This is a genomic window from Sinorhizobium sp. KGO-5 (assembly GCF_036245905.1).
GTDB classification, from domain to species: Bacteria; Pseudomonadota; Alphaproteobacteria; order Rhizobiales; family Rhizobiaceae; genus Sinorhizobium; species Sinorhizobium meliloti_A.
Window position 1 is genome coordinate 1,385,870 of record NZ_BDIZ01000001.1, and the last position, 26,607, is coordinate 1,412,476.

At 63.4% G+C, this 26,607-nt stretch carries 21 protein-coding genes, 1 tRNA gene and 1 pseudogene; 12 read left to right on the top strand and 11 right to left on the bottom strand.

Annotation, left to right across the window (positions count from 1 at the left end; all coding sequences use genetic code 11):
* The first annotated feature begins 164 nt into the window (after positions 1 to 164).
* Positions 165 to 2,782: pseudogene (locus BHD07_RS06555) on the top strand (DUF3772 domain-containing protein).
* 93 nt (positions 2,783 to 2,875) lie between these two features.
* Here BHD07_RS06555 and BHD07_RS06560 read toward each other — a convergent pair.
* Positions 2,876 to 3,289, bottom strand: coding sequence for a hypothetical protein (locus BHD07_RS06560; RefSeq protein WP_275596615.1), 414 nt, complete (start codon positions 3,287 to 3,289; stop codon positions 2,876 to 2,878).
* Positions 3,290 to 3,567: 278 nt separating this feature from the next.
* Here BHD07_RS06560 and BHD07_RS06565 point away from each other — a divergent pair.
* Positions 3,568 to 3,644, top strand: a tRNA-Pro gene (locus BHD07_RS06565).
* A gap of 194 nt (positions 3,645 to 3,838) precedes the next feature.
* Complete coding sequence (locus tag BHD07_RS06570; protein ID WP_127711632.1) at positions 3,839 to 3,982, top strand: hypothetical protein; 144 nt, start codon at positions 3,839 to 3,841, stop codon at positions 3,980 to 3,982.
* 114 nt (positions 3,983 to 4,096) lie between these two features.
* Here BHD07_RS06570 and cysN read toward each other — a convergent pair whose 3' ends face one another.
* The 4 genes from cysN to BHD07_RS06590 form a co-directional block, all read right to left on the bottom strand.
* Positions 4,097 to 5,593 (bottom strand): sulfate adenylyltransferase subunit CysN, encoded by a 1,497-nt coding sequence (gene cysN, locus BHD07_RS06575; protein WP_338278532.1) that lies wholly within the window; start codon positions 5,591 to 5,593, stop codon positions 4,097 to 4,099.
* Positions 5,593 to 6,546: a sulfate adenylyltransferase subunit CysD gene (gene cysD / locus BHD07_RS06580; protein ID WP_127711630.1), complete on the bottom strand. Its 954-nt coding sequence runs from the start codon at positions 6,544 to 6,546 to the stop codon at positions 5,593 to 5,595. Before cysD ends, cysN begins: the two co-directional genes overlap by 1 nt.
* 48 nt (positions 6,547 to 6,594) lie before the next feature.
* A complete protein-coding gene (locus BHD07_RS06585; RefSeq protein WP_338278536.1) occupies positions 6,595 to 7,389 on the bottom strand; it encodes a phosphoadenylyl-sulfate reductase in 795 nt (264 codons plus the stop codon).
* A 143-nt stretch (positions 7,390 to 7,532) separates the two neighbouring features.
* Positions 7,533 to 8,885 carry a chloride channel protein gene (locus BHD07_RS06590; RefSeq protein WP_100674572.1) on the bottom strand — a complete coding sequence of 451 codons (1,353 nt, stop codon included), beginning with the start codon at positions 8,883 to 8,885 and terminating at the stop codon, positions 7,533 to 7,535.
* 156 nt (positions 8,886 to 9,041) lie between these two features.
* On the opposite strand from BHD07_RS06590, the gene BHD07_RS06595 reads away from it, so the two are divergent.
* Together BHD07_RS06595 and BHD07_RS06600 are read left to right on the top strand one after the other, a co-directional pair.
* Positions 9,042 to 9,428 carry a DUF6152 family protein gene (locus tag BHD07_RS06595; RefSeq protein WP_026168560.1) on the top strand — a complete coding sequence of 129 codons (387 nt, stop codon included), beginning with the start codon at positions 9,042 to 9,044 and terminating at the stop codon, positions 9,426 to 9,428.
* On the top strand, positions 9,428 to 9,907 hold the full coding sequence (locus tag BHD07_RS06600) for a DUF6644 family protein (RefSeq protein ID WP_018094486.1): 480 nt from the start codon (positions 9,428 to 9,430) through the stop codon (positions 9,905 to 9,907). Before BHD07_RS06595 ends, BHD07_RS06600 begins: the two co-directional genes overlap by 1 nt.
* Before the next feature lies 1 nt (position 9,908).
* Here the strand turns inward: BHD07_RS06600 and betA are convergent, their stop codons facing one another.
* The 4 genes from betA to betI all read right to left on the bottom strand — a co-directional run bounded on the left by betA (position 9,909) and on the right by betI (position 15,446).
* Positions 9,909 to 11,558: a choline dehydrogenase gene (gene betA, locus BHD07_RS06605; protein WP_100674555.1), complete on the bottom strand. Its 1,650-nt coding sequence runs from the start codon at positions 11,556 to 11,558 to the stop codon at positions 9,909 to 9,911.
* 160 nt (positions 11,559 to 11,718) lie between these two features.
* Complete coding sequence (gene betB, locus BHD07_RS06610; protein WP_338278541.1) at positions 11,719 to 13,182, bottom strand: betaine-aldehyde dehydrogenase; 1,464 nt, start codon at positions 13,180 to 13,182, stop codon at positions 11,719 to 11,721.
* Between the two features lies 1 nt (position 13,183).
* Entirely contained in the window at positions 13,184 to 14,722 is a 1,539-nt protein-coding gene (gene betC / locus BHD07_RS06615) for a choline-sulfatase (protein ID WP_338278543.1), read from the bottom strand.
* 103 nt (positions 14,723 to 14,825) lie between these two features.
* Entirely contained in the window at positions 14,826 to 15,446 is a 621-nt protein-coding gene (gene betI / locus BHD07_RS06620) for a transcriptional regulator BetI (protein WP_338278545.1), read from the bottom strand.
* 144 nt (positions 15,447 to 15,590) lie between these two features.
* On the opposite strand from betI, the gene BHD07_RS06625 reads away from it, so the two are divergent.
* The 3 genes from BHD07_RS06625 to BHD07_RS06635 all read left to right on the top strand — a co-directional run bounded on the left by BHD07_RS06625 (position 15,591) and on the right by BHD07_RS06635 (position 19,127).
* Positions 15,591 to 16,139: an HdeD family acid-resistance protein gene (locus tag BHD07_RS06625; RefSeq protein ID WP_018094491.1), complete on the top strand. Its 549-nt coding sequence runs from the start codon at positions 15,591 to 15,593 to the stop codon at positions 16,137 to 16,139.
* Positions 16,140 to 16,246: 107 nt separating this feature from the next.
* A complete protein-coding gene (locus tag BHD07_RS06630) occupies positions 16,247 to 18,046 on the top strand; it encodes a GGDEF domain-containing protein (protein WP_338278547.1) in 1,800 nt (599 codons plus the stop codon).
* 79 nt (positions 18,047 to 18,125) lie between these two features.
* Complete coding sequence (locus BHD07_RS06635; protein WP_100674551.1) at positions 18,126 to 19,127, top strand: NAD(P)H-quinone oxidoreductase; 1,002 nt, start codon at positions 18,126 to 18,128, stop codon at positions 19,125 to 19,127.
* A gap of 301 nt (positions 19,128 to 19,428) precedes the next feature.
* Here the strand turns inward: BHD07_RS06635 and BHD07_RS06640 are convergent, their stop codons facing one another.
* Positions 19,429 to 20,166 carry a DUF3750 domain-containing protein gene (locus BHD07_RS06640; RefSeq protein ID WP_100674550.1) on the bottom strand — a complete coding sequence of 246 codons (738 nt, stop codon included), beginning with the start codon at positions 20,164 to 20,166 and terminating at the stop codon, positions 19,429 to 19,431.
* A gap of 71 nt (positions 20,167 to 20,237) precedes the next feature.
* On the opposite strand from BHD07_RS06640, the gene BHD07_RS06645 reads away from it, so the two are divergent.
* The 3 genes from BHD07_RS06645 to BHD07_RS06655 all read left to right on the top strand — a co-directional run bounded on the left by BHD07_RS06645 (position 20,238) and on the right by BHD07_RS06655 (position 23,251).
* Positions 20,238 to 21,245 carry an asparaginase gene (locus BHD07_RS06645; protein ID WP_338278550.1) on the top strand — a complete coding sequence of 336 codons (1,008 nt, stop codon included), beginning with the start codon at positions 20,238 to 20,240 and terminating at the stop codon, positions 21,243 to 21,245.
* 90 nt (positions 21,246 to 21,335) lie between these two features.
* Positions 21,336 to 21,956, top strand: a complete 621-nt coding sequence (locus tag BHD07_RS06650) for a glutathione S-transferase family protein (protein ID WP_338278552.1) — start codon at positions 21,336 to 21,338, stop codon at positions 21,954 to 21,956.
* Positions 21,957 to 22,342: 386 nt separating this feature from the next.
* Positions 22,343 to 23,251 (top strand): LysR substrate-binding domain-containing protein, encoded by a 909-nt coding sequence (locus tag BHD07_RS06655; RefSeq protein WP_338278554.1) that lies wholly within the window; start codon positions 22,343 to 22,345, stop codon positions 23,249 to 23,251.
* Between the two features lie 30 nt (positions 23,252 to 23,281).
* Here the strand turns inward: BHD07_RS06655 and BHD07_RS06660 are convergent, their stop codons facing one another.
* Positions 23,282 to 23,941: a glutathione S-transferase family protein gene (locus BHD07_RS06660; protein ID WP_338278556.1), complete on the bottom strand. Its 660-nt coding sequence runs from the start codon at positions 23,939 to 23,941 to the stop codon at positions 23,282 to 23,284.
* A 262-nt stretch (positions 23,942 to 24,203) separates the two neighbouring features.
* Between BHD07_RS06660 and BHD07_RS06665 the strand changes: the two genes are divergently transcribed.
* Positions 24,204 to 26,522 carry a putative bifunctional diguanylate cyclase/phosphodiesterase gene (locus BHD07_RS06665; protein WP_338278558.1) on the top strand — a complete coding sequence of 773 codons (2,319 nt, stop codon included), beginning with the start codon at positions 24,204 to 24,206 and terminating at the stop codon, positions 26,520 to 26,522.
* Positions 26,523 to 26,607: the final 85 nt, after the last annotated feature.

The following is a 26,607-nucleotide window of genomic DNA, read 5'->3' on the forward strand; positions in this document are numbered from 1 at the left end:
TGCCGGCGTCTGCGAGGCGCTCCCGGCCGGATAGCCGGCGCAAATCGGCGGGGTGAGGTTGGATAATCCGGTCGGCAACCTTATGGTGCGCCTTTGCAAACCCCGGGCTCGGCTTCACCGCGCTCGGCAGAGGCACGATGCAGAACACCGGAATAGGACTGATAATGACGAGCATGCGGTTCCTTCTTCGTCGCACATCCGCGACGGGCCCAACCTTCGAAAGAGCTTTGGATCAGGCCCGTTCGGTCAGCACATTGCTTCGATTGCTTCTCGTCGCATTCCTGCTGACATTTGCACCGGCTGCCCTTGCCCAGGACGGCGGCGGACAGCCGGAAGCCGGCGCAGCAGCCGATGTGCAGGGCCAGAGTAGTGCCTTACCGGAGGTGCCGCCGAAAGCCTTTCCGGAGGAGCAGGCACGCATCGATGCCTGGCAAGCGACGCTGGAGCGTGTGGAGGCCGCGCTCCAGGCCGAACGCGTAGACGACGTCACTCTTTCACAGCTGCGCAGCCAGATCGCCAAGATTCCCATGCAAGCCGCCGGGCTCAAGGCAGCCCTGCAGCCGCGATTGCAGCTCGTCAATCAGCGCATCGAGCAGTTGAAGCCGGCCGACGAGCAGGCCGCCCGCAACCAGACCGAAGCGATCAAATCCGAACAGGCGCAACTACAGTCGGAGGCGGCCGGCCTGCAGGGCGTCGTCCAGCAGGCCGATCTCATCGCGCTTCGCGGCCAGCAGGATATAGACACGATCGGAGAGCGGCGGCGGGCCCTCTTTACGAGCTCCATTCTGCAGCGCTCGCAGAGCCTTGCCGATCCTTCCTTCTGGTTCGATCTGGCCGCCGCGACACCGGAGACGCTGGCAGACCAGTCCCGCGTGGTCGGGTACTGGTTCGGCGCCCTGGTCGAACGCACGGGCCGTTCGGCCGCGGGCATTCTCGTGGTCGTGATTGGCTTCGCCGCCTTTCTCCTGTCGCCGGGCCGGCGCTGGCTTACTCGGCGCACGAGCCGCGACCCTTCGGTTCTCCACCCGTCGGGGCTCGCCAAGGCGACCGCAGCGGCGGCCATCACGCTTGCGAACTTGCTGATCCCGGCTGTCGCCTTCTTCGTGCTCTACCAAGCCATGTCCATTCTGAAGGTTCTCCCGGCGGATCTGGCGACGGTCCTGCGGCCGGTCCTTTTCGGGCTGACCTTCGCATCCTTCTTTTACGGACTCTCGATCGCCGTTCTCGCACCGGAACGGCCCAGCTGGCGGCTCGTCGAGGTTACGGACACGGCGGCCGAGCGGCTGATTCCGATAATAGTGGCCATGGCTGTGGTGAATGTCGGCGGCCTTGCCCTCGACGCGTTCCTGAAGGCGACTCATGCGCCCCTCTCCTTTGCCGTCGCGGCCCAAGGCCTCGGTGCCATCGCGCTCGGCATTCTCGCCATGGTCGCGCTCAGATTTGTCGCGCGCGAAGATGATGACGAGAATCCGCAGGGAACGAGCTCGGCGTGGCGCCTGCTCATTCCGGTTACCTGGGCGGTCGCCGCGCTCACCGTTATTGCGCCGCTCGCCGGCTTCGTGGCTTTCGGACGCTTCGCCGCGCTGCAGATCGTCTTCACGACGGCGGTGCTGATGAGCCTCGTGCTGTTGCTGCGTCTTGCGGACGAGGCGATTTCCTACGGCTTTTCGGTGCAGACGCGGATCGGCGGCTTCATGCGGCAGGCGATCGGCCTGAAGCCCAACACGATCAGCCAGATCGGTGTGATCCTTGCCGGGTTCGCGCGCCTGATCGTGATCATGGTAGCCGTTATGGCCCTTCTCGCGCCCTGGGGCATCCAGTCGGAGGATGTGGTCGGCACCTTCACTTCCGCCTTCTTCGGATTCGAGATCGCCGGATTTTCGTTCTCGCCTTCTGCGATTCTCGGCGCGATCGTCGTTTTCGTCGTCGTGATCGTCGCAACGCGCGGTTTCCAGAGGTGGCTCGACGGCCGCCTTTTGCCGCAAACCAGCCTCGACACCGGCCTCAGGACGTCGATCCATACGGGGGTGGGCTATGTCGGCGCTGCAATCGCGGGTCTCGTGGCCTTTTCCTATGCGGGTCTCAACCTCCAGAACGTCGCAATCGTCGCCAGCGCCCTGTCCGTCGGCATCGGTTTCGGCCTGCAGTCCATCGTCAACAACTTCGTCAGCGGGATCATCCTGCTTGCCGAACGGCCCTTCAAGGTCGGGGACCGCATCGAGGTCGGCCCGAATACGGGCATCGTCCAGCGCGTCAGCGTCAGGGCTACCCAGATCCAGACCTTCGACAATGTGACCGTGATCGTACCCAATGCCGATCTGATCAGCGGCCAGGTGGTCAACTGGATGCATGGCGACTTCTCGGCGCGCCTGAAGATTCCGGTGGGGTCTCCTATGAATCGGACCCGGAGCAGGTGCGGCGGGTTCTGCTGGAAATCGCCATGGACAATCCGCGGGTCTTGAGAATTCCGGAGCCTTTCGTTTCCTTCACCGATTTCGGAGCCGATGCCCTGCAGTTCACCTTGTTCTGCCACGTCGGCAACATCAACGCCGATGCGGGGGCGGCGAGCGATATGCGTTTCGAAATCGCCAAACGCTTCCGCGAGGAAAAGATCGAAATGCCCTTCGGCCAGCGCGACATCCATCTTCGCGATCTCGCCAGCATCGAGGGGCTGGTCCGCGAGCTGTTCGATGGCCGCACAGCCGCGCCGGCAGCAGCGTCTCGGCCGGGGCAAACGCGCGCGAAACGTCGGAAGAGTGCGGCCGAGGCCGCCAGCGAATGAGTATGAAAGGCAGTCCCGGATGACGAAGCAGGCCCGCTGGCTTTCGGCAGCGGGCCCGGGGGTAGCCGAGGTAGCCGAGACGGTTCGAGCTGACTACTCCGCCTTTGCGCCGCCCAAAAACTCCTCGCACCAGCTCGGCCCGTTCGGACGCTTGCGGTCGCCGGCGATCCGGATCGCGCGGATGACGTAGTCGGAGGAGACGGTCAGCTGAACGGAGCAGCTCAGATATTCCGTGCGCGCGGCAGAGATGCGCTTGCCGCGTTTGCCGTCGGCGGTCTTTTCGTATTCCGCCGGGATCCTGCGCGTCTTGTAACCGCCCTTCCAGCTATAAATGGTGTCGCCGCCCGCTTCGACGTCGGAAATGGGTGGCCCGAACTGAGCGAAGAAGGGCCCTGCCGGCTGGCCGAGCCAGCGTGCCTCGACCGCATTTCTCGTGATCCCGGTCGTCGTCGTGCAGCCGGCAAGAAGCAGCCCGAGGGCGCCCGCCGTCATCATGCGGAAATTCATGTGTCTGTCCCTTAGATATGTCCTGAAACCTGCGGCGCGGAAGGGCCGGAATCCCCGGTTTTCCTTGCAGTCCGCCGAGGCTCTAGCGCTAAAAGCCGTGAAAGAAAATCGGCTCGGAGCATTGCCGCAGAGGAAATTGGAGAGCGTTGCAGAAACGCCCTATCGCTTATGAGATGGGACGTGCCGGCGGCCGGAACATTTTCACCTTCAGCGCGGTCTTTTTTGCGATAGGCGCTTGTGAAATCAAAAATGCTGTTCTATAGAGGCGCCGCTGGTCACGGAGTGTAGCGCAGTCTGGTAGCGCACCACGTTCGGGACGTGGGGGTCGAGTGTTCGAATCACTCCACTCCGACCAGCTGTAAATCTCCCCCAACCGTATCTTTTTTTCCGGCTTTCTGCCGGTTTGCCTGGTCGCTCTCACATTGCGGCGGCCGATGCCTTTGCCGCACCTTTATTGTTCACAGAGAAACGGGTTGTTCCTGAAAATCCGTCTTATCGGAGTGAACAATCGGAGCGAATATCCTTCAAACGCAAACCCGTGAGGCAGCGATGTCGAAGGAACCCATCTTCACTCTGCGCGAAATTCTCGTCTGGGCCGCCATTCTGGGCAGTGTAGTCGGCTACCAGCTTTGGAATCATGCCGATCCACAGCCGCTGACGATCGACCTCGCAACGGTCGAGCGGCGGGCCTGACCGTATTGACGGCCTCCACCTTAGAAGCGCGTGCCTGCACTCAGACCGTCTCCCGATCAGAGCAGCAAAAAGGGGCCATGCGGCCCCTTCGCTGACAGGCAAACGGTAAGAGCATCAGCCGTCGATCGAGTCGATGATACCCACCGCCTTCGCGGCGGTTATCCGGCGCACCTCAACTTCTTCGCGGCGGGCGGCGAAGAGCTCCGTCGCCATGAGCTGATCGGCAAGATCTGCCGGCAGCGACAGGATTACCCGGCTTTCCTCGGCATGGATGCCCCCGAGCGCGGCGCGCTTGGCAGTGATCATGCCGCCCGCCACCGTGTTGTTGGTGTCGGGGTCGATCAGGATGAAGGCGCCGGTCGTGCGGTTCTGCTCATAGGTGTCGAAGATCGCCTGTTCGTCGAAGGCGAGGTGCACCTTGCCGATCGCGTTCATCGGCAGTTCGTCTGCGTGGTTCCACTTGCCGCTCTTGAGTTCGAGCTGGCTGACCGGCTGCACCTGCACGCGCTGGCGGCGGCTGCCGGACTTCAGCCAGTAGCGCTTGCCCGGCTGGATGCCTTCCGGCTGCAGCGCCACGAGTTGCGCATCGAAGGCGAGCCCGGTCATCGGCTGGCTGTCGATCGAGGCGATCACGTCGCCGCGGGAAACGTCCACCTGGCGGTCGAGCACCAGCGTGATCGCGTCTCCGGCTACCGCCGCATTGCGCACGAGATCGAAGGTGACGATCTTGCTCACATTGGCGACCATGCCCGACGGCAGGATGACGACGGAGTCCCCCGGCTTCACCGAGCCGCCTGCAACCGTGCCCTGATAGCCGCGGAAGCTCTCTCCCGGGCGCGATACGCGCTGCACCGGCAGGCGGAAGCCGACGGTCTGGGCGGAGCGGGTCGTGGCAAGCTCCAGAATTTCGATGAGCGTCGGGCCGTCATACCAGGGCATGGAAGCGCGGCCGTCATAGACGACGTTCTCGCCCTTGAGCGCCGAGACCGGGATTGCGGTGACCTGGCGCACCCCGAGCGAAAGGGCCAGCTCCCGGAACTCGTGCGAGATCTGGTCGAAGCGGGCGCGGTCATAATTCGTCAGGTCGATCTTGTTGACGGCGAGCACGAACTGGCGGATGCCCATCAGCGTCGCGATCGTCGCGTGGCGGCGGGTCTGCTCCAAAAGGCCGACGCGCGCGTCCACGAGCAGCACGGCGAGGTCGGCGGTCGAAGCGCCGGTCGCCATATTGCGGGTATATTGCTCGTGGCCGGGCGTGTCGGCGACGATGAAGGAGCGCTTGTCGGTCGCGAAATAGCGATAGGCCACGTCGATGGTGATGCCCTGTTCACGCTCGGCCTGAAGGCCGTCGAGCAGGAGAGCGAAATCCGGAAGGCCGAGATCGTTCTGCTTGCCGCCGGAATCGCGCTGAAGGCTTGCCGCCTGGTCTTCCTTGACCGCCTTGGTGTCCCAAAGCAGCCGGCCGATCAGCGTCGATTTGCCGTCGTCGACGCTGCCGCAGGTGATGAGGCGAAGGGGGCGCGTGTCGCGCACGACCCGCGCAGTCTCCTGCATCGGAAGGGATACGACGGTTTGATCCAGGACTGCGTTCGCTGCTGCCGGTGCGGTCATCAGAAATATCCTTCGCGTTTCTTCTTTTCCATCGAACCGGCCTGATCGCGATCGATCGCGCGGCCCTGACGTTCGGAGACGGTCGCGGTTTCAAGTTCGGCAATGATGTCGTCGAGCGTGTCGGCTTCGGAGCGGATCGCGCCGGTGAGCGGGAAGCAGCCGAGCGTGCGGAAGCGGATGACTTCCTCGCGCTTGACCTCGCCGGGAAGCAGCTCGAGGCGAGGATCCTCGGCGAGGATCAGCATGCCGTCGCGCTCTACGACGGGGCGCTTCTTGGCAAAATAGAGCGGAACGATCGGGATCTCTTCCGCCTGGATGTAGCGCCAGATGTCGACCTCGGTCCAGTTGGACAGAGGGAAGGCACGGACGCTCTCGCCCTTGCGGATCATGCCGTTATAGACGTTCCAGAGTTCCGGGCGCTGATTGCGCGGATCCCAGCGATGATCGGGCGTGCGGAAGGAGTAGATGCGCTCCTTGGCACGGCTTGCCTCCTCGTCGCGGCGCGCGCCGCCGAATGCGGCGTCGTACTGACCCGCGTCGAGCGCCTGGCGCAACGCTTCGGTCTTCATGATGTCGGTATAGAGCGCCGATCCGTGCGTGAACGGCGTGACGTTCTCGGCTGCGCCGCGCGGATTGGTGTGGGCGACGAGGTCGAGATCGTATCTCGCGGCCATCTCGTCACGGAATGCGATCATCTCGCGGAACTTCCAGCCCGTATCGATATGCAGGAGCGGGAAGGGGATGCGGCCGGGATAGAAGGCCTTGCGCGCAAGATGCAGCAGGACCGACGAATCCTTGCCGATCGAGTAAAGCATTACGGGGCGCTCGAATTCGGCCGCAACCTCGCGGAAGATGTGTATCGCTTCGTTCTCCAGCGCCTTCAGATGCGGATCGAGCGGCGGTTTCGTGCTCTGCGGATTATGCAGTTCCGTTTCCGGAAGAGTGTGGGGCATTGCTAACTCCGGGGGGAAGATCGTGGTCTTCGGGTGCGCGCGTGGCGCTCAGGCCGCGTTGCTGGCGTTGGGGATGATCGAGGAAGCCGCTTCCGGCACATGCAGGCCGCATTCGCGCTTCTCATCGTTCTCCCACCACCAGCGCCCGGCGCGCTCCGGCTCACCGGGCTTGATCGCCCGGGTGCAGGGCTCGCAACCGATCGACGGATAGCCGCGGCTGTGCAGCGGGTTGACGGGGATGGCCTCTGCCGCGACGTGGGCCTGGATCGTCTCAATGTCCCAGTCGGCGAGCGGATTGATCTTGATGAGCCCGCGCTCGACGTCGGCTTCAGCGAAAGGGGTCGTGGCACGGTTGCCCGACTGCCCGCGCCGCAGGCCGGTAATCCAGTAGCTTGCCCCTTCGAGTGCGCGCGCAAGCGGCTTCAGCTTGCGCACGCCACAACAGGCGTGCCGGGCTTCGACGCTTTCGTAGAACCCGTTCATGCCGTATTGCGCCACATAGGCTTCGATATCGGCTTTCTCGGGATAATAGCGCTTGATGAGGATGCCATAGGTCTCCTCGGTCTTGTCGATCAGGGCCACGGTCTCGTCGAAAAGACGGCCGGTCTTCAGCGTCGCGACTTCGATATCGAGATGGCTGCTGCCGATCGCGGCGGTAATGACCTGGTCCTCGATGCCGAGCGAAGTGGTAAAGACCGCGCGGCCTTCCAGCCCGGCGATGAATGCCAGACGGCCGGAAAGATCCAGCCCTTCGAGCTCGTCGTTGATGGCCTGGGCCTCTGCCTCGAGGGCAAACTCTTCCGCGTCGACCGCCACTTCTGCTTTGCGGGATTGCGTCGTCATGGCTGCATCCTGTTGCAATTTGCACGGAATATGGCAGCCGTTCATGACAATGGACAGAAATAGCGGTTTCTAATGCCGCGCGAACGGAGCAAATATCTCTCTGATCCCCAGAGGCCTTGAAAAAGGCGCCCGTGGCCGGTGCCTCACTGAGGTGCGGCTTCGCTTTTCGCGCTGCTCCTGCGCAGGAGAATGCTCTGGGCGATGAATGTTCTGGAAAGACCGTGATAGAGCGGCTCGGGCGAAACGAGCCGGGCGGTGACATAGCCAAGCATCGATGCGGCCATCAGCGCGATCACGCCCTGATGGTTGCCGGTCATCTCCATGATGATGACGAAGGCGGTCATCGGCGCCTGGACGATGCCGGCGAAATAGCCGGCCATGCCGAGCACGGCTCCCAAGGCGATGCTGGTTCCGAAAAGTGAACTCATCGTGCTGCCGAGTCCTGCGCCGATCGCAAGAGAGGGGGCGAAGATGCCGCCGGGGATACCCGAGATCATCGCCGCGAAGCTCGCGAACAGCTTGCCCAGAAAGAAGAAATAGGGAAGCGGCTCACCTGCGACCGCCGCTTGCGCCTGCTCGTAGCCGGTTCCGAAGGTGGCACCACCCGACAGGACCCCGACGATGCCGGTGGCGACGCCGCATCCGCCAGCCAGCATGAGCATGCGCTTCACGGGAGCCGGCTGCGCCCAGCGGCGGATACGCCGCGTCAGCCGAAGGCTGGCCGCGCTAAAGGCGGCGCCAAGAAGCCCGCCGCCTATTCCGCAGGCGAGAATGAGCAGGAAATCCTTGGCGCCGCTCGCCGTCGTCGAGCTGGTGCCGAAATAGGTGTAGTTGCCGGAGAGGCTCAGGGCCGCGAGGCCGGACAATATAACTGCGGTCAGAACGAGTCCGTTTGCGCGAGACTCGTAGGTCCGGCTCATTTCCTCGATCGCGAAGACGATACCCGCCAGCGGTGTGTTGAATGCAGCCGCGATCCCCGCGGCGGAGCCGGCAAGTATGAGCCCGCGCGCGTGAGCCATTCCGCCCCAGCGGGCGGCCTGCAGCATGATCGAGGCGCCGACTTGGACGGTAGGGCCTTCGCGACCAATCGATGCCCCGCCGAAGAGCCCGAGGACCGTAAGCAGGATCTTCCCGAAGGCAAGCCGCAGCGACAGCAGGCGCGAGCGCTCTTCCTCGCCATGCAGATGCCTTGCAGCGATGGCCTGCGGGATGCCGCTGCCTTGCGCATTGGGGAAGAAGCGGATGGCGAGCCAGGCAGAGAGGACGAAAACCGCAGGTGTGAGGAGCAGGGGAAGCAGAAAGCTCCATTCCCCGGCATCCGTCAGCCGGCGGAAGGCGTGTTGCGCCCAATCGGCGGCTTCGGCGAAGGCGACGCTGATCACGCCGATCGCAATTGCGCCGACCCAGAAGACCAGTCTTGGCCGCCAGACGCCGTAGGATCCCCAAAGGACTCTGGACCGGCGGAGGAGTTTCGATTTGGTGTAGGCCGAAGGCATCAGGTTTTCTTAGCGAGTATGCCCTTCGAACACAAATCGGGCGTCTGCCCATGCAGGACCGTGAGACCCTGCCGTTCAACAATCGGTGAGCGCGCTGTTCTTGCCCCATGCGTGCTCCATGTTCAGGCATCATCAACGCAGGAGAAGGAAATGCCGATGGCTACGTCTTTGTCGTCACGCCTCCCCGCGGCCGGTTTGCTGAGCCTGCTTCTGGTGACGGGCGCCTACGCGCATCACGGCTGGTCCTGGGCGGAGGCCGATCAGGTCGAGCTTTCAGGGACGATCCGCGAGATCTCCATGGCGCCGCCGCATCCGACCCTTCAGGTCGAGACGACGGATGACGGCACCTGGCGGGTCGAACTCGGCAACCCGCGGCTCACCCAGCGTTCGGGCTTTGTGGAGGGGGTCGCCAAGGCGGGCGATCCGATCGTGGTGCTGGGCAACCGCTCGCTCGACCGGAACGAGAAGAGGATGAAGGCCGTGCGGATCACCGTCGCCGGCAAGGTCTACGACATCTATCCGGAGCGCATACGGACGAATTGATGGAGGAGGCGCTGACGTGGATCGGGGCGTTGCCCTTCGCTTTGGCGATACGGCGCTCCGCGGTGCTCTACATCTTCGTGAATGCCGCCCACATACTCTCGATCGGGATAATCGTCGGTTCGATCCTGCCGCTCGACCTGCGGCTGCTCGGCTTCTTCCGCGACGTGCCGATCGGTGTGGTCGGCCCCTATCTTTCACGCGCGGCTGCGATCGGCATCGCGTTGGCCATCGTCACCGGTTTCTGTCTCTTCAGCGTTCGCCCGGTTGAGTATGCCGGCAACCCCGCCTTCCTGACGAAGATGACGCTGCTCGCGCTCGGCGTACTCAACGCCGCCATATTGCACCTGACCCCGCAATGGCGCGACGCAATCAAAGGCGGGCCGCTCTCCCCGAGGGTCCGCCTTTCAGCGCTGCTTTCCATGTCGATCTGGACCGGTGCGGTCCTAGCCGGGCGCTGGATAGGTTTCCTCTCGGAATAAGTTACCTGTCGCTCACCGCCCAGCGCGGATTGATCCACGGCTCCTGGTTCGAGCGGGCGAGCGGCTGCTTGCCGAGGATATGATCGGCGGCCTTTTCGCCGGTCATGATCGAGGGGGCGTTGAGGTTGCCATAGGTGATGTGCGGGAAGATCGAGGAGTCGGCGACACGAAGCCCGTCGACGCCGATAACCCGGGTTTCGGGGTCGACCACGGCCATCGGATCGTCCTTCGCCCCCATCTTGCAGGTGCCGCAGGGATGATAGGCGCTTTCGAGATGCTCGCGCAGGAACCCATCGATCTCCTCGTCCGTCTGCACCTTCTCGCCGGGCTGGATTTCGGGGCCGCGATAGAGGTCGAAAGCCTTCTGGCCGAAGATCTCGCGCGTCAGCCGAACGCAATGGCGGAACTTCTCCCAGTCCTCCGGATGGCTCATATAGTTGAAGCGGATCACCGGGTCGGCCTTGGGATCGGACGAGCGAAGGGTGACGTCACCGCGCGACTTGGACAGATTATAGCCGACATGTACCTGGAAGCCGTGCGACTTCGCCGCCGCCTTGCCGTCATAGCTGATCGCCACCGGCAGGAAGTGGTATTGGATGTCCGGCTGCTTCACGCCGGGTGCCGAACGCAGGAAGGCGCAGGACTCGAACTGGTTGGAAATTCCGAGGCCTCTCTTGAAGAAGAGCCATTGCGCACCGGCGACGCCCTGCCAGAACCATGGCAGCCAGGAATAGAGTGACACCGGCTTCGTGCTCACCTGCTGGAAATAGAATTCCATGTGGTCCTGCAGGTTCCGGCCGACGCCGGGTCGGTCGACCTTCACGTCAATTCCCATCTCCTTGAGGTGCGCGGCCGGTCCGATGCCGGAAAGCATCAGCAGCTTCGGCGAATTGAACGAGGAGGCGGAGACGATCACTTCGCGGTTGGCCTTCACCACCTCGATCCGTCCGCCCCGCTCGATCTCCACGCCCGTCGCCCGGCCGTTCTCGATCACGACCTTGCGGGCGAAGCAACGGATGAGCTCGACATTCGGACGTTTGAGGGCCGGCCTCAGATAGGCGGAAGCGGCCGACCAGCGGCGGCCCTGCCACGTCGTCTGCTCCATCAGCCCGAAGCCCTCCTGCTTCGAGCCGTTATAGTCCTCGGTGACTTCGAAGCCGGCCTCTTTTCCCGCTTCGATGAAGGCGTGAAAAAGGGGATTCTTGACCGGGCCGCGCTTGACGTGCAGCGGCCCATCGGTGCCGCGCCAGCCCTCTTCGCCGCCATGCGAATGCTCCATCCGCTTGTAATAGGGCAGCACGTCCGCATAGGCCCAGCCTTTGGCGCCGAGTTCCTCCCAGCGGTTGAAGTCTTCCGAATGGCCCCGGACATAGACCATGCCGTTGATCGAGGAGGAGCCGCCGATCACCTTGCCGCGCGGCGCGGTGATGCGCCGGTTGTTGAGGTTCGGTTCGGGTTCGGAGAGATAGCCCCAATTATAGCGGTTCATGTTCATCGGCCAGGCAAGCGCCGCCGGCATCTGGATGAACGGGCCGACATCGGAGCCGCCGAACTCGAGCACGATGACCGAATTCCTGCCGTCTTCCGACAGGCGATAGGCGAGCGCTGAGCCCGCCGAGCCGGAACCGATGATGACGAAATCTGCCTGCATGAGCGTGGTCTTTCTTGCTTCTGGGATGGCCCCTCAATCCGGCTGCCGCCGCCTTCTCCCGCGCGCGAGGGAAAGAGGGATATGCCGCGCCTGTCCCCTCTCCCCGCGCGGGGAGAGGGTTAGTCCTCGGGTCAAACCCGAGAGGGCATAACTGCAAAGCTCAATACGGCGCCTCGACCGGCCCCATGCCGACATAGACGGTCTTGAGCTCGGTATAGTGGTTCAGCGCCGCGACCGAATTCTCGCGTCCGAAGCCCGACTGCTTGGACCCGCCGAAGGGGATCTCTACCGGGCAGAGATTATAGGTGTTGATCCAGAGCGTGCCGGCCTCGAGCCGGTCGGCGACCCGGTGGGCGCGGGTGAGGTCAGCGGTGAAGACGCCGGCCGATAGGCCGAACTCCGTGGCGTTGGCGCGTCGGATGACTTCCGCCTCGTCGTCGAAATCGAGCACGCACATGACCGGTCCGAAGATTTCTTCCCGCGCGATCGTCATACCGTCGGTGACGTCGGCGAAGACGGTCGGCTGGATATAGGTGCCTTCGCCGCTCACATTGTTGGGAATGCCGCCGCCGGTGACGAGGCGCGCCCCTTCCGCTCTGCCCTTCTCGATATAGGAGAAGACCTTGTCGCGTTGCGCCGCCGAGACCATCGGCCCAAGCTGCGTCGTCTCGTCCAGGGGGTCGCCGATGACGATCGCTTCGGTGCGTTCCTTGAGACGGGCGAGGAAGGGCTCCTTGATCTTCTTCTGCACGAAGACGCGGGTACCGTTGGAGCAGACCTGGCCGGTCGAGTAGAAATTGCCGAGCATTGCGCCGCCGATCGCGCTTTCGAGATCGGAATCCTCGAAGACGATCAGAGGCGACTTGCCGCCGAGCTCCATGGTGACGTGCTTGAGTTCCGCGGCGGCGGCGCCGGCCACCTTCTTTCCGGTCGGCACGGAGCCGGTGAGCGACACCTTTGCGACGTCCGGATGGTTGACGAGGAGCGGGCCCGTCGCGCGGTCACCCTGAATGACGTTGAAGAGGCCCTTCGGCAGACCCGCTTCGATAAGGATTTCGGCGATCTTAAGTGCGCCGAGCGGGGTGTTTTCCGAAGGCTTGAACACCATCGCATTGCCGGCGACGAGTGCGGGCGCACCCTTCCAGCAGGCGATCTGCTGAGGGTAGTTCCAGGCGCCGATGCCGACGCAGACGCCGAGCGGCACCCGCTTGGTATAGGCAAAGTCGCCACCGAGCGGGATATAATCGCCGTTGAGTGCGGCGGGCGCGACGCCGCCGAAAAATTCGAAACTGTCGGCGCCGGACGTCGGGTCGGCCACGATGGTTTCCTGGATCGGCTTGCCCGTGTCGAGCGTTTCGAGCTCGGAAAGCTCGCGGTTGCGCTGGCGCATGATCTCGGCGGCCCGCTTGAGGATGCGGCCGCGCGCGGTCGGGCTCATCGCCGCCCATTCCGGCTGTGCGCGCTTCGCCGCTGCGATCGCGTATTCGACGATCGAAGGCGTTGCCGCGTAGAGGCGGGCGATGACTTCGCCGGTCGCCGGATAGATGCTCTCGATCACCGTGCCGCCGGTGTCCTCGACATATTCGCCGTCGATGAAGTGCGAGGCTTTCGGTTGGGCTCTCATCTCATTCTCCTCGCGGATAGCGTTTGGACTCCTCGAGATTGTCGAGGTTCATGTGATTGCGCATGTATCGCTCCGATGCCTTTTGCAGCGGCTGGTGATCCCAGGGGTAATAGGCGCCGTTTCTCAGCGCCTCGTAGACGACCCAGCGGCGGGCCTGGCTTTCGCGCACGGCAGCATCGAAGGCCTGCATGTCCCAATGGGCGGCGCGCATGTCCTGGAATGCGGTAAGCGTTGCCTGGTCGACAGGTCCGCGCGGCTTCGCTGCGAGGTTCGTGAGCTCCAGCGGATCGGTCTCGAGGTCGAAGAGCTGGTCCGGATCGAGTGCGCAGTGGATGTATTTCCACTTGCCCTCGCGAATGGCGACCAACGGCGCATAGGAGGCCTCGGCCGCATATTCCATCAGCACCGGTTCGGTGCGCTCGACGCCGTTGACCATCGGCACGAGGCTGACGCCATCGGTCCAGGGCTTCACTTCCTCGAGCGAAATGCCGGCGAGGTCCGCAAGCGTCGGCGTCACGTCGAGATTGGAGGTCGGCGTCAGATGCAGGCCGGGTGCGATACCGGGGCCGGCAATCATCAGCGGCACGCGCGCCGAGCCTTCGAAGAAGTTCATCTTGAACCAGAGGCCGCGCTCGCCGAGCATGTCGCCGTGGTCGGAACAGAAGAGGATGAGGGTGTCATCGAGCATCCGCGTCCGCGTGAGGGTGTCGACCAGTTCGCCGACCTTCTCGTCGAGATAGGAGATGTTGGCGAAATAGGCGCGGCGAGAGCGGCGGACATTCTCCTCCGTCAGCTCGAAGTTCCGGTAATCGCAGGACAGCATGATGCGCTGCGAATGCGGGTCCTGCTCGTCGAGGGGGATAGCGTCGACCTCGGGCGTGAGGTGCTCGCAATCTTCGTAGAGGTCCCAGAATTTGCGCCGCGCGACATAGGGGTCGTGCGGATGGGTAAAGGAGACGGTGAGGCACCAGGGGCGCCGGCTCGCATCGTCGTTTTCCCGCGAAAGCTGGTAGAGTTTCTGGTTGGCGAGGAATGCCACCTCGTCGTCATATTCCATCTGGTTGGTGATCTCGGCGACCCCGGCGCCGGTGACGGAGCCGAGATTGTGATACCACCAGTCGATGCGCTCGCCCGGCTTGCGGTAATCCGGCGTCCAGCCGAAATCGGCCGGATAGATGTCGGTCGTCAGCCGCTCCTCGAAGCCGTGCAACTGGTCCGGTCCGACGAAATGCATCTTGCCGGAAAGCGCGGTGTAATAGCCGGCCCGGCGCAGGTGATGTGCATAGGTCGGGATCGACGACTGGTACTCGGCGGCATTGTCATAAACCCGCGTGCGGCTCGGCAATTGCCCGGCCATGAAGGATGCTCGGGCTGGGGCACATAGTGGCGACGAGGTGTAGTTGTTGCGGAAACGGGCCGATCGCTTGGCCAGCGCCTTCAGGTTGGGCGCGTGCAGGAAGTCTGCAGGCCCGTCCGGAAAAAGCTTTCCGTTCAGCTGGTCCACCATGATGATCAGAATATTCGGCTTCCCGGTGGTCACTTGAGCGTTTCCTCGTGGTTCGAATTCTTGCTTCGTCTTGCTTGGCCGGTCGGCGATTGTCAGCTGCGGCTGCCGCCGCCTTCTGCCCGCCGGGAGGGAGGGGCTAATCCTCGGAGTAAACCCGGGGAGGGGAGCCTTTCCCGTCGCTCGCCCTCAGATGCGCATTCACGTAATCTTCCGTGAGCGCCACCGAGGCTTCGATGCTGATCGGCGCCGATTTCAAACTTTGCCGGATGTAGAGCCCGTCGATCATCGCAGCGGCGCCCTCGGCGATGCGTTCCGCGTCATCTGCCGGGCAGAGCGCTCTCAGACCCGCGAGCAGGTTTGAGCGCAGCCGCCGCGCATAGATCACCAGCAGCCGCCGCACTTCCTCCGACCGTTGCGCCTCCGAATAGAAGGCGAGCCAGGCTGCGACCGTCTCCGGCGCGAACTGATCGGCGCGAAAACTCACGCTGATCAGAGCACTCACCTTTGCGCGCGGCGTCGAGGCCGCCTTCATCGCAGACACGGCGTCGTCGCGCAGCTTGCCGAGAAGGCTGCGGATGGTGGCGATCAGCAACTGTTCCTTGCTGCCGAAATAGTGATGCGCGAGCGCGGGCGAAACGCCGGCCGTCCGCGCGATATCCGACATGGTGACCGCGAGCGTCCCTTGGTCGCCAATCACGCGCAGCGCCGCATCGACCAGCGCCTTGCGGCGCACCGGCTCCATTCCGACCTTGGGCATCTTCGAACTCCTCTGGCTCTAGCTTATTTTTGATTGATCCATCAATCAATAAAAAAATCCTGAGCTTTTCTCTTTCTTTTTGCTTGGAAATCCGGCTCAATCAGCGGGAGGCGTCCATGCGCATAGGCATGACTGGAGGTTGAAATGGTTCACGCGTTCGATCCCGCCGGCAGAGAGGCCCTTGCCGGAAAATGGGGGTGGTTCGTCGCACTCGGCGTGCTTCTGATCATGTGCGGCGGCATCGCCTTCGGAAACCTGCTGATGGCGACAGTCGCCTCCGTCTATTACGTCGGTCTCATCATGCTGATCGGCGGCCTGCTCAACCTCGCCCACGCCTTTCAGGTCAAAAACTGGGGAAGTGTCCTTTACTGGATCTTGAGCGGTGCCTTCTATGCTGCGGCAGGCCTGTTCGCTTTCATCAATCCTGTCCTCGCCTCCTCGGTGCTGACATTTCTGCTGGCGGTGGCGCTGATCGCCGCCGGTTGCTCCCGCATCTGGGTAGGGTTCAGGCTTCGTCCTCTTGGCGGCTGGGGGTGGATGGTCATCGGCGGCCTCGTGACCCTGCTAGCCGGCCTCATCATCGCTGCCGGCTGGCCGGTCGACAGCCTCTGGATACTGGGTCTTTTCCTGGCGGTCGATCTCGTCATGCAGGGGCTGGCCTCGATCGCCTTCGGGGTTCTCGCAAGGGGCTGAGCAGGCTTTTCCGAAGCTTCATCAAACTTTCACATTCGCGAAAGATTTCGTTGACGCCTGGCTCCGATGCTGGCGCACGTTTGTGTGTCCTATCCCTGGAGCCCGGCATGTCGGCCGCCCCCGCAGAAATCCTGCCACTTCGCCGTTTCGGCGACGACCAGATCGTGACCCTTGCCAAACTCGTCATCGAAAATGCCCTCCAGCCGATAGTGGAAGCGGCGACCGGGGCGGTGTTCGGCTATGAATCCCTGATGCGCGGTTTCGAGCGCCTGGGCTTTGCCTCGCCGGTCGAATTGCTCGACAGGGCCGAGAGCGCGGGGCAGTTGCTCGCGCTCGAGCACCTGATCAACAGCCGCGCCGTCGCCGCGTTTGCCACGCTCCCGGACTTTTCGGCGCGCACGCTCTTTCTCAATTTCGATGCGCGGCTCGTCGGCGCCGAGGGCGACATCGTCGATCGCCTCGTCAACCACTTGAAGCGTGCGAATATCGCGCCGTCCTCCCTTTGCTTCGAACTGTCGGAACGTTTCGACAGCAGCAAGATGCCTGATTTTTCCGCGCTCGTGCGGCAGCTGCGGCTTGCGGGATTCAAGCTCGCGATCGACGATTTCGGTGCGGGGTTCAACGGCTTGAAACTGCTCTGCGACCAGCCGGTCGACTATGTGAAGATCGACCGGCACTTCATCTGCGATATAGACAAGGACCCCCGCAAGCGGCACCTCGTCCGGCATACGGTCAACATGGCCCATGTGCTCGGGTCGCGGGTCATCGCCGAGGGCGTGGAGACGGAGGCGGAGTTTCTCGTCTGCCGAGATCTCGGTTGCGACCTCATGCAGGGCTACTTTATCGCCCGACCGACGACGCACGTCACGGAGCTGCAGGCCGTCTACGCTCATCTCGAACAGGCGGCCGGCGCTCGGCGCCCGTCTGCGACCCTTGACAGCATCCTGATCCGCAAGGAGATCGAGCAGCTTCCGGCAGCGAGGGAGAGCGACGATCTCGATTCCGTGTTCGACCTCTTCCGGCTCAATCCACGCCAGGCTTTCTTTCCGGTCCTGAATGCCAATGGCGAACCGCGCGGCATCCTGCACGAGTATCACGTCAAGGAGATGATCTATCATCCCTTTGGCCGCGACCTCCTGAAGAACCGCCTCTATCAGCGCCGCATCTCGCATTTCGTCACGCCCGCGCCGATCGCCGATCTCGACACGCCCGCCGACGAGATGCTCAAGATCTTCGCCGGCATGAACGGGAGCGACTGCGTCATCCTCACGGAGAACATGCGCTATGCCGGCATTCTCTCCGCTTCGTCGCTCCTGAAGATCATCAACGAGAAGCAGTTGAAGACGGCCCAGGAGCAGAATCCGTTGACGGGCCTCCCCGGCAATCGCGCGATCCGCGATTATGTCCAGCACGCGATCCTGGACGGCGACCAGGTCCGCTACTTCTGCTACTGCGACTTCGACGATTTCAAACCCTTCAACGATACCTACGGCTTCCAGAAGGGGGATCTCGCGATCACGCTCTTTGCGGCGCTCCTGCGGCGCCACTTCATTGGCGAAGGGAAGTTCCTGGGTCATGTCGGAGGCGACGATTTCTTCGTCGGCATCGACGGTTCCACCGAGGAGGATATCCGGGGCGTCCTTTCACGTCTGATCGACGACTTTCGCTCGGACGTCCGCCAGCTCTATTCGCCCGAGCATCTGTCGGCGGGACGGATCAGCGGATATGGCCGCGACGGCACCACGAAGGCTTTCCCCCTGATGCGCTGTTCGATCGCGGTGCTTTTGCTTCCGGAAGGCCTTGTCCTCTCGGACGGACAGACCGTGAGCAAGCGGATCGCGGAGATAAAGGCGCGCGCCAAGGCGAGCGAAGAAGGCCTCGTCATGGAGCCCCTGGACCGGACCTGAGCAGCGGATGCACGACGAACTTTCCCGAACGGCAAGAGGGCTATAGGTATAGGCGGAACCGTTTTGCGAGGATGCCGTCATGACCCTTCCGACAGAAATGACCTATGTCGATCTGCCTGGCCCCGGAGGGCCGGAGAATATGGTGCTGGCGCGGGGGGCGATGCCTGAGGTCCGGCCCGGCGACATTCTGATCCGCGTCGAAGCCTTCGGCATCAATCGGCCGGACGTCCTGCAGCGCAAGGGAGACTACCCGCTGCCCGCTGGGGCGAGCCCCATCCTCGGGCTCGAAGTGGCAGGCGAAGTGGTTGCTCTCGGCGAGGGAGCGGCCGGCTTCTCGACCGGCGACAAGGTCTGCGCTCTGGCCAATGGCGGCGCTTACGCGGAATATTGCGCCGTTCCCGCCACGCAGGCCCTTCGCTGGCCCAAGGGCTACGATGCCGCGAAGGCGGCAGCCTTGCCGGAGACTTTCTTCACGGTCTGGGCCAACGTCTTCGACATGGCCCGCCTGAAGGCCGGCGAAACGTTCCTTGTCCATGGAGGATCCAGCGGTATCGGCACGACCGCCATCCAGCTTGCCAAGGCACTCGGTGCAGAGGTCTTCGCGACCGCCGGCAACCTTGCGAAGTGCGAGGCCTGCGAGGCACTCGGGGCGAAACGTGCGATCAATTATCGTGAGGAGGATTTCAGGGCCGTCGTGCTGGAAGAAACCGGCGGTCGCGGGGTCGACGTCATTCTCGACATGGTGGGCGGGCGCTACTTCGATCGCAACATCGGCAGCCTGGCCAAGGACGGGCGCCTGTCGATCATCGCCTTCCTCGGTAGCGCCCGGGTGGAGGACGCCAACATTGCGCCAATTCTCATGAAGCGCCTGCAGATAATGGGTTCGTTGCTCCGGCCGCGCACCGCCGCCGAGAAGCAGGCAATCCGCGACGGGCTGGCGGAAAAGGTCTGGCCGCTGCTGGAAGGGGGCGAAGTTGCGCCGGTCATCCAGGCGATCCTGCCCTTCGCCGAGATTGCCGGCGCTCATCGGCTGATGGAGCAGGGCGATCATATCGGCAAGATCGTGATGCGGATCGGGTAGCAAAAGACAATAAGACGATGGTCGCCCTTGTATTGGCCCAAAGATCGCTTACGTTGGGATCAACGTCAACGAACAGAAAGGAAGGTGATCCAATGTCTAATGAGATTTCGGACCTCGTAATGGACATGGGAGAGGTGAAGGAGTCGAGGCAGCCCTCGGCTTGATAGCCGCCTTCCTTAGGGTCTCAGCACCCGGCCATTGTGAGGCCAAAGCTCATGGAAGGGCCGCCGCAGGGCGGCCCTTTTCCTATGGAGCGGGATGAGGAAAAATGTGTGCGGTTTTCCGCCAGCGTGCCATCCCCTCAGATTCCGAAGCGGCCGAGTGCCGGAATCTTGATGCCGGGCCGCGCGACGTCGAAGCCCGCCACCAGTCCCATGAAGTGCAGTTCCAGCCCGCTGCGCCAGCCGGCCGAGACGCCGGCGAGGCCGTAAAGCGTCGCATGCAGGTCGCGACCGTCGGCATCGACATGGAACAGTTTCCCCTCCGGCAGATAGTCGCGCCCGACCGCATCCGGCGGCAGCACGACGTCGAGCTCCGGCACCGATCGCAAGACATGGGCGACGAAAGTGTTGGAGTTGGGCCCGGGCCAGATTCGATAGGCGCCCGGCGAAGAATAGGGATAAGCCTCGATCGCCGTTTCGATCTTGGGGATCAGGCGCTTGGCTTCCTCGCCGCTGACTGCCACGACGATGCGCGGCTCGTTGGAATACCAGCGTCCGTCGGCCGCATAGGCGTTCTTGCGGATCGGCTTGCCCCAGCCGACCTTTTCATAACGGTTATAGGTAGGCGCCCCTTCGTCTTTGGTGACGATCCAGGCGTGGCTTGCCACCGCGCCCTTCATGCCTCCAGTGGTCGCCGAGAAGACGTATATCGCCGCCTGCGGGCTCGCAGCCGCATCCGCCAGAATACCTGACGACGACCAGTCCGCGTCGTGCCAGCTCTGCGGCCGCTCCTTGAGGTACCACAGGCCCGCCGAGGCGAGCGCCGGAAGCAGGTAGACGACGGCGAAAACGAGAAAGAGCTTGCGGAGGAATTTCATCTGCGGTGACTTTTCTGCCGTGGGATTCCTGATAGATGCATATCCGAAACTTGGAAAATTGAGGGCAGCCGATGTCGAATCCGGTTCTGGTCGAAGTAACGCGCGGAAATCTGGTCGAAAGCCGCCATCGGGGCATGATCGTCGCCGTCGATGGCAACGGAAAGATGCTGTTTTCCCTTGGCCAAACGGATGCTCATATCTTTCCGCGCTCCGCCTGCAAGGCAATGCAGGCCCTGCCGCTGATCGAAAGCGGTGCCGGCGACGCCTACGGTTTCGGCGATCGGGAGTTGGCGCTGGCCTGCTCGTCGCATTCGGGGGAGCCGGAACATGTAGCGCTCGCCGCCAAAATGCTGGCGGCTGCGGGGCGGGACGTCCAGGCGCTTGAGTGCGGCGCCCATTGGTCCTCCGACCAGAAGACGCTGATCGCCCAGGCCCGCTCACTCGAAGCGCCGAGCGCGCTCCACAACAACTGCTCGGGCAAGCATGCGGGCTTCGTCTGCGCCTGCTGCCATTCCGGGACCGAGGTCAAAGGCTATATCGGCTATGACCACCCGATCCAGCGGGAAATCCGCGGCGTCATGGCGGAGCTGACCGGAGCGATTCTTGATCGCGACAATTGCGGCGTCGACGGCTGCTCGATCCCCACCTACGCGCTCTCGATGAAAGGACTTGCTCATGGATTTGCCAGGATGGCGAGCGGAGTCGGTCTCGGGACGGAGCGGGCGCGGGCCTCGAAGCGTCTGATCGACGCCTGCATGGCAGAGCCCTTCTACGTCGCCGGCACCAAGCGCGCTTGCACGCGGCTGATGAAGACGGCTCCCGGCCGCATTTTTGCGAAGACCGGCGCCGAGGGCGTATTCTGTGCGGCGATACCGGAAAAGGGTATCGGCATCGCGCTGAAATGCGAGGACGGCACGACCCGGGCCGCCGAGGCGATGGTCGCCGCGACGCTTGCGCGCTTCTTTTCGGACGATGACGAAATCCATGAGGCGTTGATGGCTCAGGCCAATCACGCGATGCGCAACTGGAACGGAATGCACGTCGGCGACGTGCGGGTGACGGAAGCCTTTGCCGCCTGACGCGATCTCGCTCAGGACTTGTCAATCGCGGCGATTCGATCTTCTGTGCTTCGGCGCCGCCGTCAGCCGCGCAATTTGGGAGGAAGAACGATGCTGAAACTGTTTTATACGCCTGAAACCTGCTCGCTTGCCTCGCACATCGCGCTGGAGGAAGCCGGTGCCGGCTTTGAAGTGCATCGGGTCGATTTTTCCAAAGCCGAGCAGACCAAGCCGGACTACCTCACCATCAACCCCAAGGGGCGGGTGCCCGCCCTCGTGACCGACCGCGGTATCCTGACGGAGACGCCGGCCATTCTCGCCTATATCGCCCAAAGCTTCCCGAAGGCGCGGCTTGCGCCGCTTGACGATCCTTTCGAGTTCGCGCGGCTGCAGTCGTTTCTGAGCTATCTCTGCTCGACGGTTCACGTCGCTCATGCCCATGCGCGCCGGGCCGCGCGGTGGGCAGACGACCCGGCGGCGCAGGAGGCGATGAAGGCCAAGGTGCCGCAGAACATGGCCGACTGCTTCGCGCTGATCGAGCGCACGATGTTCGTCGGCCCCTTTGTCAGGGGCGACGCCTATTCGGTCGCCGATCCCTATCTCTTCACCATCGCCGGCTGGCTCGAGTCGGACGGTGTCGATCCGGCCCGGTTTCCGCGAATCCTCGACCATCGCAACCGGATGGCCGAGCGCCCGGCCGTCGCCAAGGTTCTGGCTGAAGTGCAGTCGTAACGGCAATCGGCCCGGATCGGCGGAGCCGAAGCGTTAAAACGGGCGTTGGTCGCCCTCAGTTGCAGAGGTTCTCCGCCCCAGTGCGCGGCCAAGGCCATCCGGGGAACGGCAGATCCGCGAGTTCGCGTTCACCCATACGGAAGAGATCCGGATGCTGGAGAGGGTCGCGCATCCAGTCGGAGGCGAGTCCTCGAACACTGTCGGACGAGGCCCCGGGGCGCTTCAGTATTGAGAAAAACTTCAGCATACAGTCACCGTTCAGCTCGGATTGGGGTAGCGCAGCCGGTCACGCCGGCCGCTCAACCCTTCAATCTTTTGGAGGAGAATCCACCTCTTTGTCGAAGTTTGCAATTGAGATTGCGAGGGCAGCGGTTTAGAAAAACTATATGAAAGACCTGAATAAGGTTCACCTGAACGGATTGCGCGCGGCCGAGGCGGTCGGCCGCCTGGGCTCGCTCGCCGCTGCGGCGGAGGAACTCGGCGTCACCGCCGGCGCCGTCAGCCAGCAGATTGCCAAGACCGAGGCGCAACTCGGTCGTACGCTTTTCGAGCGCTCGCCGCGGGGGCTTGTGGTTTCAGATAGCGGGCGCGCGCTGCTGACGCGATTGTCGAGCGCGTTCAGGGAGCTCGCCGAGGCAGTCGCCCAGGCACGCCGTCGTGACGATTCGGTATTGACGGTGTCGGTCGCGCCGGTCTTTGCGGCGCGCTGGCTCGTCTACCGGCTGGACCGCTTCGCCGAGCGTAATCCGGATATCCGGCTGAGGATCGACGCGACCACGACGCTCGCCAATCTGGAGACCTCCGATGTCGATCTCGGCATCCGCGTCGGGGCTGGCCGCTGGCCGGGCGTGCGATCGGAACTGCTGCTCGAGCAGGAGGTCTTCCCGGTCTGCTCGCCGGCACTGGCCGCCGGACTTCGTGAGCCCGCGGACATGCTGAAGCTGCCCGCGGTGATCGATGCGCATGCAATGTTTTCCTGGGAACTATGGCTCAAGACCGCCGGCCTCACCGGTGCGGCCATGACGGTGCGTCACACCTTCAACGACGCTTCCCTGGCGCTCGATGCGGCGATTGCCGGGCAGGGGGTAATGCTTGCCTGGCAGACGCTTGCCGGATACGCGCTGCTGAGGGGGTCTCTCGTGGCGCCGTTCGGCATTCGCGCCAAGACCGGCTTCGGGCACTACTTCGTCACCTCCGTCTCACGCCGCGAAAGCAAGGGCGCTGCCGCCTTCAAGCGCTGGGTGCGCGAGGAAGTGGAGGACGGAATGCGGCAGCTCGCGGCGATGACGGGATGAGAAGAGCCTTCGCTCACCCAGCCAGGTGCCTTATTCCGGTTCCTTCAGCCGTTCCTCCATCATCGCCTTGAAGGCGGGGCGGGATTGGCAGCGCGCCAGCCAGGCCTTGACCTGGCGGTGCCTTTCGAAAAGGTCCGTCTGGCTCATCGTGTAGCGGAAAACCTCCGCAAGATTGAGGTCCGCGACGGTAAAGCGGTCACCCACAACGTAGTCGCGATCGGCGAGGTGCGTTTCGAGTACGGAAAAGGCTTTTTCAAGGGAGCGGGCGCAGGCCGCGATCTCCGCCCGCCCTTCCGGCGTGTCCTCGATCCCGTTGTCATAGGCGAGAACGATCTTCACCGCATGCGGCTCGACCTCGGTCGCCGCCCACATCGTCCAGTTGCCGATCTGCCCTTCCTCCCGGATATCGGCCGGTGCCAGTGGTCCGCCGTGTTTGCGGGCGAGGTAAAGATTGTTGGCGAGCGACTCGGTCAGCACCAACCCGTCATCCTCGATCGCGGGTATGAGGCCCATCGGGTTTATGGCGAGGAAGCCCGGCGACTTCGTATTGAGGGGGGCATCCGCGGCCAGCGGATCGGCGACCCGGCGCGCCTGGACAACCGGCACCGACCGGAAGGGCAGGCCGAGTTCCCCCGCCATCCAGTAGTTGCGCGACGCGCGCGAACGGTAAACTCCATAGATCGTCAGCATTTCCCGCGTCCTCCGATTGTCGTTCAGCTCCTTGCAGCGCGCGCGTCGGACAGACGCGCAAAGATCGCTGTAACTCCTGCATGGTCATGCTGTAGGCCATCACCGTCCTCGGCAGAAGCCGTCGGCAATGATAGGTCGCATGAATTCTTTTGATGCGAAGTGGTTCCGCGCAACCTTTAGACGATTTTTCGCTGTGGAGTTTAGGGAAGCATAACCTCTTTTCGCTAAATCTGCGCGAGCGCCGCTCCTTCGGAGGTTTCGCTTGGCAAGAAAAACGTCCCGCAGCATCCGATATGCCGACCTGAACGCGGACGACAATGCGCAGACGCGCCGGCTGATCGATGCCGGCAGCCGCCTTGCCGACGAGGTCGCGCGTCTCTTTCCGCCCGAACCCGACATGGCCGACCGCCACTACTGGCTCGAAGCGATGATCAACCACGTTCCCGATTATATCTATGCGAAGGATACGGCGGGGCGCTTCCTGATCGCCAACGAGGCGACGGTCGCCGACAACGGCCTTGAATGCCTGCGAGACCTCGTCGGCAAGACCGATTTCGATCTGCACCCGCACGAGTTCGCCCAGGCCGTCGCCGATACCGAGCGACGCGTGTTGGAAACCGGCGAACCGATCTTCGGCATCGAGGAACGCGCCATCGTGACCAAGGGCCGCGATCGCTGGCTGATGACCTCGAAAGTGCCCTTGCGCAGCAAGAGCGGCGGGATCATCGGTATCGTCGGCATCTCGCGCGATATCAGCGATCGCAAGGCCGCGGAGCGCCTGCTCGAAGGTCAGGCCCGGTTGCTGGAAATGATCGCCAAGGGCAGGCCCCTTGGTGAGTTCTTCCACGAGCTGGTGCTGATGATCGAAGCGCTGCTGCCCGGGATCAAGGCCTCCATCCTGCTCCTTTCGGAGGATGGCGGGCATCTCCTGCACGGCGCTGCCCCCAGCCTCGACGCGGATTATTGCGCTGCCATCCATGGCGTCGAGATCGGCCCTGCGGCCGGCTCCTGCGGAACGGCTGCGTGGTGCGGCGAACAGGTGATCGTTTCCGACGTCTTCGCCGATCCGCTCTGGGAGGAATACGCGCCTCTCCTGGGGCCTTCCGGCCTCCGCTCCTGCTGGTCCACGCCCATCCTGTCGCGCGAGCGCAATGTGCTCGGGACATTCGCGCTGTACGCGCAGGAGGTTGGAACGCCGAGCGAGCAGCAGCAGGAACTGATTGCCATGGCCGCTCATCTCGCCGGAATAGCGATCGAGCGCAAGCGGGCGGAGGACCGCATCGGTTTCATGGCCCATCACGACGCCTTGACGGGGCTGCCGAACCGCGTCCTTTTCGAGGAGCAGGTCGCCGGCATGCTCGAGGAGATCCGCGAGCGGGATCAATGGGCCGTGCTCGCCTTTCTCGACCTCGACGATTTCAAACTGATCAATGACAGCCTTGGGCACGCCACAGGTGATGAGCTCCTGAAGGTCGTAGCCGGGCGCATGCGGGGTGCCGTGCGCAGGTCCGATTCCGTCGTGCGCGTCGGCGGCGACGAGTTCATCATCCTCCTGAACGGCCTGCCGAAGGAGCGGGACGTCGTTCTGTCGCGGCTGGAGGACATCCGCGCTGCAATCGCCATGCCGGTGCAGTTGCAGGGCCGCTCCCTGCAGGTGAACTGCAGCATGGGCGTGGCCTGCTTCCCCAACCAGGGCACGACGGCGGGCGAACTTCTCGCCAATGCCGACATGGCCATGTATCGCGCCAAGGAGCTCGGCCGCAACAACATCCAGGTCTTCACCGAGGCGATGGCCGCCAGAGCCCATGAAAAACTCCAGTCGCAAGAAGAGCTTCGCGAGGCGCTTGCGCGGGAGGAGTTCCTGCTGCATTTCCAACCGCAGATGAGCCTCGAGACCGGCCGCATCTTCGCTGCGGAGGCGCTGTTGCGCTGGCAGCACCCGGTGCGCGGCATCATCTCGCCCGCGGCATTCATTCCGCTCGCCGAGGAAACCGGTCTGATCGTCCCGATTGGAGACTGGGTCCTGCGCGCCGCCTGCCGCCAGCTGAAGGCCTGGCAGGACGCCGGTCTGCCGCCGCTGATCGTCAGCGTCAACGTTTCAGCGCGGCAGTTCCGCGAGCGCAACTGGGCGGCGCGTGTGGCGGCGGTTTTGGAGGAGACCGGCCTCGAGGCCCGTTACCTCGAACTCGAGCTCACCGAAAGTCTGATCATGCAGGACGTGCCGGGGGCGATCGCCACGATGCATGCGCTGGAGGCGATCGGCGTGCACCTTGCGATCGACGATTTCGGGACAGGCTATTCGAGCCTCAGCGCGCTCAAGCGCTTCCCGGTGCGCCGGCTGAAGATCGACCGGTCCTTCGTGACGGACATTCCGGACGATGCCGACGACATGGCGATTACATCCGCGATCATCTCGCTTGCACAGAAGCTCGGCCTGCGCGTCATTGCCGAGGGTGTCGAGACAAAGGCCCAGGTCGAGTTTCTCAAAGAAAGCGGCTGCGACGAGATCCAGGGCTACTTCTTCAGCCAGCCCTTGTCGGGCGAGGATTTCGAAGCGCTGCTTTCCTCCCAGCGGCCGTGATGTTCGCGAGCGGCCGTAAATGCAATCTGGTGCCACAGGGAGCGGTTTCCGCTTGCGTCCCGTTCCGACTTGCCGATAACCATTC